This window comes from Aerococcus agrisoli, assembly GCF_003797145.1.
Classification (GTDB): domain Bacteria; phylum Bacillota; class Bacilli; order Lactobacillales; family Aerococcaceae; genus Aerococcus; species Aerococcus agrisoli.
In genome coordinates this window covers 1-15,723 of record NZ_RKMG01000035.1, presented here as the reverse complement: position 1 = coordinate 15,723, position 15,723 = coordinate 1, and the positions used below count along the sequence as shown (strand labels likewise).

11 protein-coding genes are annotated in these 15,723 nt (G+C 36.6%); 4 read left to right on the top strand and 7 right to left on the bottom strand.

Translation table 11 applies throughout. The annotated features are described in order from the left end of the window. Window positions 1-121: 121 nt before the first annotated feature. From EF384_RS08555 to EF384_RS08530, 6 genes are all read right to left on the bottom strand, one after another. Window positions 122-1,867, bottom strand: coding sequence for an ABC transporter ATP-binding protein (locus EF384_RS08555; RefSeq protein ID WP_123781163.1), 1,746 nt, complete (start codon window positions 1,865-1,867; stop codon window positions 122-124). Window positions 1,868-1,940: 73 nt separating this feature from the next. Continuing rightward, complete coding sequence (locus tag EF384_RS08550) at window positions 1,941-3,683, bottom strand: ABC transporter ATP-binding protein (RefSeq protein WP_123781161.1); 1,743 nt, start codon at window positions 3,681-3,683, stop codon at window positions 1,941-1,943. Between the two features lie 129 nt (window positions 3,684-3,812). After that, a complete protein-coding gene (locus tag EF384_RS08545) occupies window positions 3,813-5,444 on the bottom strand; it encodes an ABC-F family ATP-binding cassette domain-containing protein (protein WP_123781159.1) in 1,632 nt (543 codons plus the stop codon). Between the two features lie 149 nt (window positions 5,445-5,593). Further along, window positions 5,594-7,747 carry an RNA degradosome polyphosphate kinase gene (locus EF384_RS08540; RefSeq protein WP_123781157.1) on the bottom strand — a complete coding sequence of 718 codons (2,154 nt, stop codon included), beginning with the start codon at window positions 7,745-7,747 and terminating at the stop codon, window positions 5,594-5,596. Window positions 7,748-7,801: 54 nt separating this feature from the next. After that, complete coding sequence (locus EF384_RS08535; protein ID WP_123781155.1) at window positions 7,802-9,355, bottom strand: Ppx/GppA family phosphatase; 1,554 nt, start codon at window positions 9,353-9,355, stop codon at window positions 7,802-7,804. A gap of 204 nt (window positions 9,356-9,559) precedes the next feature. After that, window positions 9,560-10,444 (bottom strand): Cof-type HAD-IIB family hydrolase, encoded by an 885-nt coding sequence (locus EF384_RS08530; protein WP_123781153.1) that lies wholly within the window; start codon window positions 10,442-10,444, stop codon window positions 9,560-9,562. A 168-nt stretch (window positions 10,445-10,612) separates the two neighbouring features. Here EF384_RS08530 and EF384_RS08525 point away from each other — a divergent pair, with 168 nt between their 5' ends. After that, window positions 10,613-11,287, top strand: coding sequence for a uracil-DNA glycosylase (locus EF384_RS08525; RefSeq protein WP_123781151.1), 675 nt, complete (start codon window positions 10,613-10,615; stop codon window positions 11,285-11,287). An 8-nt stretch (window positions 11,288-11,295) separates the two neighbouring features. On the opposite strand, the gene EF384_RS08520 is transcribed toward EF384_RS08525, so the two are convergent. Beyond that, the gene (locus tag EF384_RS08520) at window positions 11,296-11,763 is read right to left on the bottom strand and encodes a CopY/TcrY family copper transport repressor (RefSeq protein WP_123781149.1); all 468 of its coding nucleotides are present in this window, start codon (window positions 11,761-11,763) and stop codon (window positions 11,296-11,298) included. Window positions 11,764-12,117: 354 nt separating this feature from the next. On the opposite strand from EF384_RS08520, the gene nrdI reads away from it, so the two are divergent. The 3 genes from nrdI to nrdF are packed head-to-tail and all read left to right on the top strand — an operon-like array spanning window position 12,118 to window position 15,670. Then, entirely contained in the window at window positions 12,118-12,507 is a 390-nt protein-coding gene (gene nrdI, locus EF384_RS08515) for a class Ib ribonucleoside-diphosphate reductase assembly flavoprotein NrdI (RefSeq protein WP_123781147.1), read from the top strand. Then, on the top strand, window positions 12,470-14,656 hold the full coding sequence (nrdE, locus tag EF384_RS08510) for a class 1b ribonucleoside-diphosphate reductase subunit alpha (RefSeq protein ID WP_123781145.1): 2,187 nt from the start codon (window positions 12,470-12,472) through the stop codon (window positions 14,654-14,656). The genes nrdI and nrdE overlap by 38 nt, the downstream gene beginning before the upstream one ends. A 42-nt stretch (window positions 14,657-14,698) precedes the next feature. Then, window positions 14,699-15,670: a class 1b ribonucleoside-diphosphate reductase subunit beta gene (nrdF, locus tag EF384_RS08505; RefSeq protein ID WP_123781143.1), complete on the top strand. Its 972-nt coding sequence runs from the start codon at window positions 14,699-14,701 to the stop codon at window positions 15,668-15,670. The last annotated feature ends 53 nt before the right edge of the window (window positions 15,671-15,723 follow it).

Below are 15,723 nucleotides of genomic sequence, written 5' to 3'. Positions count from 1 at the left end.
ATTAAAAGTATGAATTATTCAGGATATTATTTAATTTTTTAAGCAATTAGAGATAAACAAAAAAGCAGTGAAGACTTCATAAAAGTCTTTACTGCTTTTCGTTTTATAGCGTGAATGTTTATTATGAATAACCTAAGGATACTTCAACTGGTGATTCTTCTGAGAACTGACTATTGTATAAGTCGGCATAGAAGCCATTGGCAGCCATTAATTCGTCATGGGTACCAAATTCAGTGATGTTACCTTCTTGCATTACAAGGATTTGATCTGCGTCGCGAATCGTAGATAATCGATGGGCGATAACAAAACTTGTACGTCCTTCCATGATTTTATTCATGGCTTCTTGGATTAATTTTTCAAGACGCGTATCTACAGAAGAGGTTGCTTCATCTAAAATAAGGATATCTGGATCAGCAATCACGGCACGTGCAATCGTCATCAATTGTTTTTGGCCTAATGAAATGTTATTAGCCTCTTCATTGATTTCCATTTCATAACCACCAGGAAGTGTATGAATGAAGTGGTCGACGTTGGCAACTTCCGCTGCTTCCTCTACTTCGTAGTCATTGGCATCTAACTTACCGAAACGAATGTTTTCACGAACAGTATCTGTGTATAACCAAGCATCTTGCAGTACCATACCAAAATGGCTACGTAATTCTTCACGTGTCATTGATTTCGTAGGTACACCATCAATCTTAATGGCACCAGCATCTACATCGTAGAAACGCATCAATAAGTTGATAAAAGTTGTTTTACCAGCACCAGTAGGACCTACAATCGCAACTGTTTGACCAGGTTCAACTTTTAGTGAAATATCTTTCATTAAAGGTTTTTCTGGATCATAACCAAAGCGAACATGGTCAAATTCAACTGCACCTCTTACTTTTGCAGGTAGATGACCAGTTACTTCTTCTTGAATTTCTTCATCTTCTGCTAAAAAGTCGAATACACGGTGGGCAGCAGCCAAGGCAGCTTGTAAAACCCCACTTAATTGAGTCAACATTTGAATAGGTTGGGTAATTTGCATCACGTATTGTACTAGCGCTTGCAAGTTACCAACAGATAATTTACCTGCTAGGGTGAATAAACTACCTGCCAAAGCAGTCGCCACATAACCTAAGTTACTTACAGTGCTTAATAATGGCATCATCAATGATGATAAGAAACTTGCTTTAAATCCATAATCACGTAAATATTTATTACGACGTTTGAATTCTTCGATTGATTCTTGTTGACGACCATATACTTTGATTTCGGTAAAACCACTTAGTTGCTCTTGGGTATATCCGAAAAGATTACCTAGGGCATTTGCTTGGTCTTGGAAAGCAGATTGAGATTTATTAATGATCAATTTCGCAAATAAGTAAGATAAAGGAATAGTTGCCAAGATGATGAATGACAATTGCCATTGGATGATAAACATCGATATAATCGCAAAACTAATTCCTAAAATTGCGTTTAAAAATTGAATAAAGGATTGTTGAAGGGCATTGGTAATGGAATCAATATCATTGGTCATGCGCGATAAAATATCACCTGTAGCATGGCTGTCAAAATATGAAACAGGCATACGATTGGCTTTTTTCGCTACATCATTACGTAAATCATAGATGGCACTTTGGACAACGTTTGTTAACCAGTATTGGCCTAAAAATTGACCAGACCAGAAGAAACAGCCACGAATAAAGTACATAAGGGCAACAAAACCGATGTATTCATAGTTTATACCAGCACCAGGAACACCTTTCATCATATCAACCACATTCGCAGTTAATTCTGTGATGGCCAAACCTAACACAATGGGTTCTAATACACTGGCAATATTCATCCAAACAGTTGCAAGCATTGATAAGAAGAATTGCATCTTATAGGGCTTGATATAAGCCCACAAGCTCGCAAGAATTTCTTTTGTTGGGATTTCTTGTTTTTCCACTTGATTAGTAGTCACGGTTTAGTTCCTCCTCACTTAATTGAGATGATGCAATTTCATAGTATAAATCTGAAGTTTGCAATAGTTCTTTATGGGTACCACGTGCTGCTACTTCACCTTCATCTAAAACGATGATTTGATCAGCATGAATAATTGAGCTTACACGTTGCGCTACGATAATGGTTGTAGCGTCTTTTGTTTCTTCTTTTAAAGCTTGGCGCACAGCTGCATCCGTTTTAAAGTCTAAGGCAGAGAAGGAATCATCAAAGATATAGATTTCACGGTCCGCAATGATTGAACGTGCAATGGATAGACGTTGTTTTTGACCACCAGATAGGTTGGCACCACCTTCATCTAGATGGGTACCATATTTGGTATCTAATCGATGAATAAATTCATAGGCTTGAGATACGGTGGTTGCATGTTCCATATCTTCTTCATCAGCGTTAAATTTACCGTAACGCAAGTTTTCAGCAATATCACCTGTAAATAGCAAAGCTTTTTGTGGTGTATAACCGATTTTATTACGTAAAGCATTTAATTCATAGTTACGTACGTCGACACCGTCAACAAGGATTTGACCTTTAGTTACATCGTAAAAACGAGGAATCAATTTCACAATGGTAGATTTCCCAGATCCAGTTGAACCGATAAAGGCAACTGTTTGTCCAGGTTCTGTTTTAAAGGAAATGTTACGTAATACTGGTTTAGATGCATCTGGATACGCAAAATCAACATTACGGAATTCTAGCGTACCATGTTCGTCTGTATCAGTGATGGCAACCTGTGCATCAGGATTAGCAACAGTAATTGGTGTGTCCATTACTTCCTGTAGACGACTAGCAGATACAGAGGCACGAGGGTACATCATGAAAATATTTGCAAACATCAACAATGAGTATAAGGCATGGAATACATACTCGATGAAAGCAACCATAATACCAACTTGCATATTTCCTTCAGCAATCATTGATGAACCAAACCATAGAATCGTAATGATAACCATGTTTAATAATAAAGAGAAGATAGCTGGTGTAATGGCAATTGTTTTAAATAATTTGCTTGAAAGGCTCTTGTAATCCTTGTTTACATCTTGGAAACGACCTTGTTGGAAGTTTTCATTGTTAAATGCACGGATCACGCGTAAACCTGTGATATTTTCACGTAGGATACGGTTGATATTATCTAAGCTGGCTTGTTGTTTTTCTGAAATTGGTAGTGTGTATTTCGCGATGAAAATCACAGCTAAAATGATAATAATGGATACTGGGATGATGTATACACCCAAGGCAGGTGAAATTGAAAATATCATGACAATGGAGAAAATCAACATCATCGGTGATACTAAACCTTGGCGTAGAATCATTTCCATAAATTGCAAAATCACAAATGCGTCAGTGGAAATACGCGTTGTTAATGACGCAACACCCAATTCCTGGAATTCATGATGGGATAATGATTGCATTTTTTCATAGGCATCATTACGGATATTCATGGTCATATCATTCACAATACTTGAGGTTGTATAAGAAGTTATTGTGCGTGAAATGAGTGATAAAAGTACTAAACCAATCATAATTAATGCGTAATACCATAATAGATTTTCATTTTCGTTGATAATCGCATTATCAATCATTTGGGCTAAGTAGGTGGGTAGCCCAATCATAACAGCCGCGACACCAAATGTTGCAATGAACGTAATCAGTAACTTGCCCGGATAACGTTTGACATATTGCCAAATAAATTTCAAATTATTCTCCTCCTTTTGGGCTTGGTTCCCCAAGCGTTCTATTAAATCAATTGATAAAAAATAGACAATAAGATGATAAAAGGCAGACCAAAACTGATCTGCTTTTCATCTTGTTTCTATTAGAATCGTTTATTTTGTGTATAGACTGCGGATACGATCTTGAACATCTTTATTTTCTAAGAATTCTTCGTAAGTAGTATCCATACGGTCTACAACACCATTTGGCGTTACATGAATAATACGGTTTGCAATTGTTTGAATAAATTCACGGTCATGTGATGTGAATAAAACAACTTCTTTGAATTTGATTAAACCTTCGTTCAAGCTTGAAATTGATTCAAGGTCTAAATGGTTTGTAGGGTCATCCATTACTAAAACATTGGCTTTAGATAACATCATCTTAGATAGCATACAACGGACACGTTCGCCCCCTGATAATACATCAAGATTTTTGTTTACTTCATCCCCAGAGAAAAGCATACGACCTAAGAATGAACGTAAGAATGTGTTATCTTCTTCCTCTGGACCATTGGCAAATTGACGTAACCAGTCTAGAATACTTTGTTGACTATTTTCGAACTCATGTGAGTTGTCACGAGCCAAGTAAGTTTGGGTAGTAGTTACACCCCATTTGTAAGTACCAGAATCTGCTTCCATGTTACCAGTAATGATTTCCATTAAAGCAGTAGTCGTTACATCATTACGAGAAACAAAGGCTACTTTATCATTTGGACGAATATTGAAAGAAACATTGTCCAATACTTTTACGCCATCAATTGTTTTAGAAAGGTTTTCAACAGTTAATACGTCATTACCAATTTCACGTTCAGGTTCGAAACCAACGAATGGGTATTTACGGCTTGAAGGACGGATGTCATCCAATTCGATTTTTTCCAATGTCTTTTTACGTGAAGTTGCTTGTTTTGATTTAGATGCATTGGCAGAGAAACGCGCGATAAAGTCTTGCAACTCTTTCACTTTTTCTTCTTTCTTTTGATTTGCATCAGCTTGTAATTTAGCTGCTAATTCAGAAGATTGTTTCCAGAAGTCGTAGTTACCAACGTAAAGTTGGATCTTACCGTAGTCAACATCACAAATGTGTGTACATACTTTATTTAAGAAGTAACGGTCATGGGATACAACTAGGACTGTGTTAGGGAAGTTGATGATGTATTCCGCTAACCATTCAATTGTATCTGAGTCCAAACCATTGGTAGGCTCATCTAGTAGTAAAACATCTGGGTTACCAAATAGGGCTTGAGCAAGTAAAACTTTTACCTTGTCTTGTTCTTGCAATTCGCTCATTAATTGGTAATGCATGTCTTCTGCAATTCCTAAACCACGTAACAATTGAGCTGCTTCATTGTCAGCATCCCAACCATTCATTTCAGCGAATTCAGCTTCTAATTCACCAGCGCGGATACCGTCTTCTTCAGAGAAGTCAGCTTTTGCGTATAGGGCATCTTTTTCTTCACGAACTTCGTATAAACGATCGTTACCCATGATTACTGTATCTAAAACTGTATGTTCTTCAAAACCAAAGTGATTTTGGCTTAATACAGATAAACGTTCGCCTGGGCCAAGAGATACGTTACCTGTTGTAGGGCTTAATTCACCTGACAACACTTTTAGGAAAGTAGATTTGCCGGCACCGTTGGCACCAATAATTCCGTAGCAGTTCTCTGGTTGGAAATTTATATTTACTTCGTCATACAATTTGCGGCTACCAAATTGTACACTTACGTTATTTACTGTTAACATTTTGTTCCTCTTTCTTCCAATTGATTATATAGCGTGATTAACGCTCGACAAATCTCATGGTACATGATAAACACCTTTGAATCAAATACTATTCATTCAAAGGTGTCATTTTTCATCATAAACTTAATATTGCATTTATGATTGTTTGATTATTTTTTATTTAAGCGATGTTGTAAACGTTCGAACCAAGTCATTTTGCTTTTTGGCACATTGTTGCGAGATTTTTCTAATTCTTGCTGTGCTTTTTTCATAAAGACTTGTTGTGAATCTACAGGTGGTAGATCATTTGTAACGTATTGGTATGAGCAATCAGGTAATTTGTAGCGTGCCTTTGTATTGTCATCCAAGTAAACTCTTAGAATTTCCATGATTTCGTTATGGATATTTTTATCTAATACTGGGAATTCAATTTCAACACGGCGAATCATGTTACGAGTCATCATATCAGCAGATGATAGGAATAATTTTTCATCACCATTATTTTTGAACCAATAAATACGGCTATGTTCTAGGAAACGACCAACGACAGAAATGACATTGATATTTTCAGAAACGCCCGGAATACCTGGTACTAAACAGCAAATACCACGGATGATTAAGTCAACTTTGACACCAGCTTGACTTGCTTCATACATTTTCTTGATGACATCTTTAGATGTTAATGAGTTCATTTTCGCAATGATGTGACCATTGCCGTTCACTTTATGTGATTGAATCTCTTCTTCGATATCTTCAATGTAGTTATCACGAATATCAAATGGTGATACATGTAAGTAGTGGTAGTCAGGTTGGTTAGAGTAACCACTCAAGTAGTTGAAGAAGTCAGTTGCATCTTCAGCAATACCTTCGTTAGTTGTGATAATACCCATATCTGAGTAGAAGCGGGCAGTCTTATCGTTGTAGTTACCTGTACCTAAATGTACGTAACGGTAAACGCGACCATTTTTTTGTTTCACAACCATGGCAATCTTAGAATGTGTTTTCAGATGTGTTTTACCATAAATTACATGGCATCCTGCTTCTTCTAACACTTTTGCCCATTGCACATTATTTTCTTCATCGAAACGTGCTTTTAATTCCACTAATACGGTAACTTGTTTCCCACGTTCTGCAGCTGTTTTTAGGGCTGAAATGATTGGTGAGTTACTAGAAACACGGTAAAGTGTTTGCTTAATAGCAAGTGTATTCGGGTCATTCGCTGCATCTTGGATAAATTCTACAACCGGTTTGAATGAATCATACGGGTGGTGTAAGAAGATATCTCGTTTTTCAGCTAATTTGAATAGGTCAGTTGTTTGCAATTCAGCAGGGTAAACCGGTTTAAATGGTTTGTAGCGTAATTGCGGGAAGTAATTTTCTAATACATCAATGGCATCATTTAAACCTGTTAAGTCTAGCGGTCCATTGACGAAGTATAAGTCACGCTCAAACAACCCTAATTCATCAAGCAGATATTCAATATCGCCTTCGATGATTTCTTGATTTTGATTGTTTTCTAACTGAACTTCAATACGTACAGCCATACCATTACGACGTTGTACCAAGTAGTCTTCGATGACTGTTAATAAATCTTCAGCACCATCTTCTTGGATATCTAGATCGGCATTTCTTGTCACACGGAATAAGAATGTAGAGTCGATGTGATAGCCAGTGAATAGCGTTTCAATAAAGTTGGTCACGATATCTTCTAAATAAATGAAGTAGTTATGACCATCTTTTTCATAATGATAAAAACGGTTCACTAACTGAGGAATTGGCACAATGGCAACTTGTTGTTCGCCTTCACGACTCAAGTTCACGAAAATATGAATCAATTTATTATTCAGACTTGGGAAAGGACGGTAAGCATCAATTCCTAATGGCGTTAACGTAGGGTAGATTTCATTAAAGAAGAATTTTTTCATTGCTTCTTTATGTTCTTCTGGTGCTTCGTTATAGCTGATGAAGTGAATGTCGTAATTTTCTACTTCTTTTTTCAAGTCTTGGTATAAAGTGTATTGATATTCATTGTTTTCATGGTTTTTCTCAGATACAGCAATTAATTGTTGTTCTGGGGTCCATTGTTTTTTTGTATCTAGTTCATTGATATTCAAATGATATTGATCTTGTAGACCTGCCACACGTACCATCATAAACTCATCAAGGTTTGAGGTACCGATACTTAGAAAACTTAATCTTTCAAGTAGAGGGTTACGGTCATCGGCTGCTTCTTGCAAGACACGATGGTTAAAATTTAACCATGAGACTTCACGGTTTTCATAGTAATCTGGGTTATCAAGATCCAACTTTGCTAATTCAGTCATTTTTTGATTTCTCCTTTTAATTAAACGTTTGATGAAATGGAGAGATATTGTCTATTAAGAAATGGCTAGATATGATTTGGCATGGATAAACTCTAATGAAATGTCTTTACCAATCGCTCGTTCGATGTGTTTCTTTTGATCCTCTGAGCGATAGACTTCAGATAATAATTCACCTTGGTAGAAGATGCGTAAAATTAAACTATCACCTTTACGGACAAGGTCCATGCTTTTCACAATATTATTATGTGAGTCGTTTAAACATTCTGCGAATTTAATTAAGCCCCCAATATTTTGTAGGGTTTCCACTTGTTTATTATCTAGCATCTCTCCATAACTTGATAAGTATTGGTCGAATAATGTTTTATTTTTATAAGATGCTAAAACAGATAGTGCTAATCGATGTGGATGTGAAAATCCATTTAAATTGGAATTCGATAAAAGGTAGAAAGTATGTTGTGATGCATTACCTGGTTCAATCATTTCACCAAGGTTATATAAATAGGCACCATAATTCATCAATTGTAATTCGGTGTCACTTAATTGGATGTAGCCATCTTCATTTAGGGCATCATACAGTTGACGTGTGATGACCATGCGTTGTGCTGCATCTGACATCGAAAATTGATAAATACTAGACAATCTTTCAACTGTTTCTTGGGCTACATGATTGATATCGAAAGCAGCTGGATATTTATTTTCTAAATATTCATATACGATACCTTCACGTAAACCTTGTTGAGAGAATTTAAAGATAGGTGATCCCACAGCTTGAATCAATTCTTGGAAAACAATGATTGCTGGAATGATAATATCTGCACGGTTAGATGAAAGACCTTCTAATTTCAGCATATCTTTCATTGTTTGTTCTAGGAAGATATTGTATACATCATCAATCTCTTCAGGACTCATGGTATATTCGTGTAATCCGGCCATACCATATTTGGTATTCATTTGATGCACACGAGCTACGTTACGAGCTGAACCCCCAATGGCAAAAATAGGTAGATTTAAATCAGCGAAGAAAGGATGTTCAGCAAATGATTGCTTCACAAATTTACGTGTTTCTTTAATTGCTTTGGCATCGTTAAAATCTTTGCCTTCGAAGAATTTCTCTTGTAAAGAAACTACCCCAAATGGGAAAGAGAAAAATTCAACAAGACCTTTATCTCTAAATAGGGTGATTTCAGTCGAACCACCACCGATATCAATTGAAACACCGTCGCGGTCGCTCATAGAATGGGCAACTGCTGAGAAACCATAGTAGGCTTCCATTTTTTCGGGCACTAATTCGATGGTTACGCCAGTTTTCTTTTGTACCTGGTCGATAATATCGTCTCGGTTTTTAGATTGACGAATCGCAGCCGTCGCTTTCGGTAGGATACGGTCCGCTTTTAAGATGGCAGCTTCTTTTGCAAAAGCACCAATAATGCGTGCTAGGGTATCAATACCTTCTTGGGACATTTCATTGTCATCCGTAATGTATTGGAAAATACGTGCGGGTATTTTAATGTTTTGAATCTCTCGTATTGCTAAATTATCTTCTATTTGAAAGACAACAAGGCGAATAGAGTTTGAACCTATATCAATCAAACCAATTCGTTCTTTCATAATGGTTGTGTCCTTTCGTTTCTTATGGGCAACAGTAACAACTAATTTTTAAATTTATCTAAAATCAGTATAACTTAATTTTGGTAATGAGAAAACATTAATTGTCTTACTTTTACCTATATCACTGCAATTCAGACAATGTGTGAAAAAAGGACCATGGCGATTGACATGATCCTATGCTAGGCAAGATTTTATCTATATAAATTATGCTTCTTTTTCAGTAGCTAATTCTAATGCGCGATGAATGGCATTTGCTACACCGGAATTGTAGTTTGTCGTTGTTTCATATTTGGCAACATCTTTGACACCTTGTTCAGCATTAGCCATGGCAAATGAGTAGCCAGCTACTTTTAACATAGATAAATCATTGAAGTTATCACCAACAGTAACCACGTTTTCAATATTATAGCCGTGTTCTTGGCAATATTTGGTCACAGCGATACCTTTTGTACCTTCTGCATGGTTAATTTCAATGTTGTATTTGAATGAAGATGTTACATGAGTATCGGGATAGGCAGCTTTAATTTCTTCACCTAATGGTTTAATGGTATTTTCCGGATCAACATCAACGAAGGTAATCTTAATGATGTCTTGGCCTTCTTCAGTGATCAGAGTACGTAAATCATCACGGAAATCAATGGTTGTTACCTCATTAGATTGCGTTGCACGGGTACGTGCTTCTTCCACTGACATCTCAGGGTTTAGACTTTGAATTAATTCAGTAATCCCAACGATACGTTGTTCTAAAGATGAAGAATAGACATTTTTACTTGTCATTGCTTCCATATAGTAGCCAGCTTCGTAGCCTTTATTTAAAATATCCAAAGCCGTTTGTTTGTCGATATCTACTTCATATTCAACTTGACCATTACGATCGAATAGAATCGAACCATTCAAACCGATGATTGGGCAGCGAATGCCAGCTTCATCTAATTTTACTTTGGCCTCTGTGTAGTTACGTCCAGTACAAACAACAAAGGGAATCCCCATATTATATGTTTGCATGATCGCATCAATATTAGCTTGAGGAATTTCCATATTTTCATCTAGTAACGTGCCGTCCATATCCGAAACAATTAGTTCAATCATGTAAATGCTCCTATCTATCTTTTATTATCTTTAGTGTACCATGACAAAAATATTTCCACTAGCTAAATGGGCACCAAAAATTGGCCAGACACGTTCGCAAAATTAGTCGAAAAATGGTATAGTAGCAGTTACAATTTTTACGTTTTTGAAAAAAGAAAGGGAGTATTTATGACGACTTTAGCTAAAATGCCGAAAGATTGGGCTGAACACTTAGCCTCTGTCCTCAACACGGCAGCATTTCAGACCTTTACGGAGAAACTCGAAGCTGCGTATGCGAATGATCGCATTTATCCGGATGCTAGTAATATCTATGAAGCCTTTCGTTTAACACCATTTGACCAAGTAAAAGTGGTCATTCTGGGGCAAGATCCTTATCACCAACCAGGACAAGCGCATGGCTTAAGTTTTTCCGTCCAAAAGGGCGTTAAAATCCCACCTTCTTTACGCAATATCTACAAGGAATTGCAAAATGATTTGGCAATCGAACCAGCCAATCATGGGAATTTAACCAGCTGGGCAGAGCAGGGTGTCTTATTATTGAACGCTGTTTTAACTGTTCCTGACAGTCAAGCAAATGCGCATAAAGGAAAAGGTTGGGAAGTTTTAACGGACGCGGCTATCACAGCTTTAAATGGCAAAGAAACGCCGGTTGTTTTTATTTTATGGGGAAATTCTGCCAAAGAAAAAAGAACTTTGATTGACGAAAGTAAGCATTTTGTACTTACATCCGTGCATCCAAGTCCTTTATCAGCATCTCGTGGTTTCTTTGGGTCAAAACCATTTTCTCAAGCAAATGAATTATTAGTTTCTTCAGGTCAAACACCAATAGATTGGCGCGTTTAAGCCGCTATCTAGTGGGTATGGGGATGGTGAATACATTGGCCAGGTACGCAATGACAAGTGACCTTATCGACGTAAGTGGCTCGGTCTAATGTATCGAAAATATGTTGTTTCATATCATCATCTAATACGGCAGCTTGGATAAGGGCATTGATGACTTTATCCGCATCTGTATTACACCAACCACTAAGTAAGGTTTGTGCTTGGTTGGCTAAGGCTTCATCTTCGCTGATAGCAGCGCTATATAAAAATGAACGGCCATCTTTTTCAGTCGTTAGCCATTCTTTTTTTGTTAAACGGCCGATAAGCGTTTTGATGGTAGCCGGCTTCCAGCCTTTTTTATCAGATAACGATTCAATGATGGTGCGAGAATTGGTCTCTTTTTGCGCCCAAACGACACGCATAACCTCCCATTCGGCCGCTGAAACGTCGTGATGTGTATGTGTTTCTTGTGTATGATCTAATGCAATTTCAGCCATAATAGTAACTCCTTTCGAGCATTTTCGGCATGTGTAACTTCATATATAAGTTTACATGTGTAATCTAAAAATTACAAGTAAAAGCATGTGGAGGTTGGTTGATAGAAATGAAACATTTTTTGTATAACGAATTCGAAATAAGTATATTGAATTTTTACCCAGGATTCGTCCAAAAGGGTCAGTGACGACTCTTATCCGCATGGGGGTAGGCTATTCAAATGAAGTACAAAAATAGCACAAAACTTTTTGGTCTTTATTCCTTGTATTTCCGGAATTATCCATATATAGTTGGTACATATTAAAAAACACCACTACATGTAGTGGTGTAATTTTTTTACAGAGGAGGCATGTGATTTGAAGATTGTGTATATGTCTTTAACAGGTCAAACACAAAAGTTTGTTAGTAAGCTTGGTATGGATAGTTTACGTATTACCATGGACAATTCATTCCAAACCATTAACGAACCCTATATCGTAATTGCTCCTACATATGATATTGAGGTAACAGAAATTTTAAATGATTTTATTGAAACCGCCGATAACCAATCTTATTTAAGAGGTGTTTGTGGGTCAGGTAATTTAAATTTTAGCGAATTGTATTGTTTTACCGCTAAAGATTTAGCAAAGGCTTATCAAGTGCCTTTACTCTTGAATTTCGAATTTCAGGGTACTTTAAACGACGTAAACATAGTGAAAGAAAAGGTGAATGAAATTGGATCAACCGAAAGCAGTAGTTCAAGATAAAGAAATTACATATTTCAAATTAAATAATGAAGTGAATAGACCACTAGATGGCAAAATTCAAATTGACAAGGATAAAGAGGCAGTTCGTGCTTACTTCTTAGAACACGTCAACCCAAATACAGTTTTCTTCTATACTTTAGACGAAAAAATCGACTATCTAATCGAAAATGACTACTTGGAAGAAGCGTTCATCAATTTGTATGATCGTGAATTCGTGAAGAAAATGATGCAAGATGCATACAATTTCAAATTCCGTTTTAAATCATTCATGTCTGCATACAAATTCTATACACAATATGCTTTGAAAACAAACGATGGTAAACGTTACTTAGAACGTTATGAAGACCGTATTGTTTTCACAGCTTTATACCTTGCGAATGGTGATGAACAATTAGCAAGTGATTTGCGTGACGAAATGATTAACCAACGTTACCAACCTGCAACACCAACTTTCTTGAATGCTGGTCGTAAACGTCGTGGTGAATTGGTTTCATGTTTCTTAATCCAAGCAACTGATGATATGAACTCAATTGGTCGTACGATCAACTCTGCTTTACAATTATCTCGTCTAGGTGGGGGTGTAGGGGTTAACCTTTCAAACATTCGTGCTGCTGGGGATCCAATTAAGAAAATTGAAAATGCATCTTCAGGGGTAATTCCTGTAATGAAATTATTGGAAGATTCATTCTCATACTCAAACCAATTAGGTCAACGTAATGGTGCCGGAGCTGTTTACTTAAACATCTTCCACCCAGACGTCGTATCTTTCTTATCTGCGAAAAAAGAAAACGCCGATGAAAAAATCCGTGTAAAAACTTTATCACTTGGTTTAGTTGTACCGGATAAATTCTACGAATTAACTGAAAAAGACGAATTAATGTACTTATTCAGTCCATATGATGTAGAACGTATTTACGGTAAACCATTCTCATACGTGTCTATTACAGATGAATACGAAAATATGGTGAACAACCCAGAAATCAGAAAATCTAAAATTCGTGCGCGTGATTTAGAAAATGAAATTTCTAAACTACAACAAGAATCAGGCTACCCATACATCATCAATATTGATACTGTAAACGATGCTAATCCAATCGATGGTACAATTGTCATGAGCAACTTATGTTCTGAAATTCTACAAGTGCAACGTCCATCAATCATCAACAACGACCAAACATTTGAAGAACTAGGTACAGATATCTCTTGTAATCTAGGTTCTACAAATATTTACAACTTGATGCAATCACCTGACTTTGGTAAATCTGTTGAAACTATGGTTCGCGGTTTAACTTATGTGACAGATGCATCTGCAATTGATGTTGTACCTTCAATCAAAAAAGGGAATGACTTAGCCCACACAATTGGGTTAGGGGCTATGGGTCTACACACATACTTTGCCTTACATGAAATGTACTATGGTTCACCTGAATCTGTTGAATTCACAGACAAATACTTCATGTTGTTAAACTACTACACATTAGTAGCATCTAACAAAATTGCTAAAGAACGTGGCGTAACATTCGATAACTTTGAAAATTCAAAATATGCGACTGGTGAATACTTCGATAAATATATCGATGAAAATCAAGCAACTTTCGAATTCCCTCAAGTAGCGGAACAATTTGAAAATATCCACGTACCAACACCAGAAGATTGGAAAGCTTTACGTGCTTCAGTTCAAGAATACGGTCTATATCACCAAAACCGTTTAGCTGTTGCGCCTACAGGTTCAATTTCATACGTGAATGAAACAAGTTCAAGTTTACACCCAATTATTCAATTGATTGAAGAACGTCAAGAGAAGAAAACAGGTAAAACTTACTATCCAGCACCACACTTAAGCAACAAAACATTACCTTACTATCAATCTGCTTACGATTTAGATAACCGTTTAATTATCGATATCTACGCAGCTGCACAAAAACACATTGATCAAGGTATGAGCCTTACTTTATTCATGCGTTCAGATATTCCTACAGGTCTTTACCCATGGAAAGAAGGACGTACAAGCAAGATGACGACACGTGATTTAAACATCTTACGTCGTTACGCTTGGAAACGCGGCATTAAATCAATTTACTATGTACGTACATTTACTGATAACGACGAAGAGATTGGTGCAAACTACTGCGAAAGCTGTACTATCTAATCAAACGTTTCATCGATATTTTGTAATAAGGAAGGACTACTAATGACAAGTTTTAACGAGCATCCTTATATCGCCATTAACTGGAATGATATTGAGGATATGATTGATAAATTAACCTGGGAAAAATTAACAGAACAATTCTGGTTGGATACACGTATTCCATTATCTAATGATTTAGATACATGGCGTACACTAACGAATATTGAAAAAGATATGATTGGTAAAGTATTTGGTGGGTTAACACTACTAGATACCTTACAATCACAAGATGGTATCCAATCATTGAAAGCAGCTATCCGTACACAACATGAGGAAGCTGTCTACAATAATATCCAATTCATGGAAAGTGTACATGCGAAGTCATACTCATCAATTTTCTCAACATTAAACACACCGAAAGAAATCGATAAGATTTTTGCTTGGACCCGTGAAAATGAGTATATTCAACATAAGGCGAACCGAATTCATGATATTTATGAAACTGGTAGCGACTTAGAGAAAAAAGTAGCATCTGTTTTCCTGGAATCATTCTTATTCTACTCAGGTTTCTATGCACCACTTTGGTACTTAGGTAACGGTAAGATGCCTAACGTTGCGGAAATTATTAAATTAATCATCCGTGATGAAAGTGTCCACGGTACATATATTGGTTATAAATTCCAAATAGCTTACAACCAATTACCAAGCCAAGAACAAGAAGATATTAAAAACTGGGCTTTCAACCTACTATTTGAATTATATGAAAATGAAACGAAATATACTGAGTTCATTTACGATGATTTAGGTTGGACAGAAGATGTGAAAGTATTCCTACGTTATAATGCCAACAAAGCATTACAAAACTTGGGCTTTGATCCATTATTCCCTGATACTGCTGATGATGTAGACCCAATCGTTATGAATGGTATTTCTACAGGTACATCTAACCATGACTTCTTCTCACAAGTAGGTAATGGATACCTATTAGGTGAAGTTGAAGCAATGTCAGATGATGACTACAGTAAGTGGGACTAATCAATAGATATAAGAAAAGCGTATGGCCAATGTATAGTGGACCCAAAAAGTTA

Coding starts and splice junctions, on each gene's coding strand:
- EF384_RS08555 (WP_123781163.1), bottom strand. CDS start 1,867: ATGCAATTCTTCTTATCAATGCTTGCAACTGTTTGGATGAATATTGCC.
- EF384_RS08545 (WP_123781159.1), bottom strand. CDS start 5,444: ATGTTAACAGTAAATAACGTAAGTGTACAATTTGGTAGCCGCAAATTG.
- EF384_RS08540 (WP_123781157.1), bottom strand. CDS start 7,747: ATGACTGAATTAGCAAAGTTGGATCTTGATAACCCAGATTACTATGAA.
- EF384_RS08535 (WP_123781155.1), bottom strand. CDS start 9,355: ATGAAAGAACGAATTGGTTTGATTGATATAGGTTCAAACTCTATTCGC.
- EF384_RS08530 (WP_123781153.1), bottom strand. CDS start 10,444: ATGATTGAACTAATTGTTTCGGATATGGACGGCACGTTACTAGATGAA.
- EF384_RS08525 (WP_123781151.1), top strand. CDS start 10,613: ATGACGACTTTAGCTAAAATGCCGAAAGATTGGGCTGAACACTTAGCC.
- EF384_RS08520 (WP_123781149.1), bottom strand. CDS start 11,763: ATGGCTGAAATTGCATTAGATCATACACAAGAAACACATACACATCAC.
- nrdE (WP_123781145.1), top strand. CDS start 12,470: ATGAAATTGGATCAACCGAAAGCAGTAGTTCAAGATAAAGAAATTACA.
- nrdF (WP_123781143.1), top strand. CDS start 14,699: ATGACAAGTTTTAACGAGCATCCTTATATCGCCATTAACTGGAATGAT.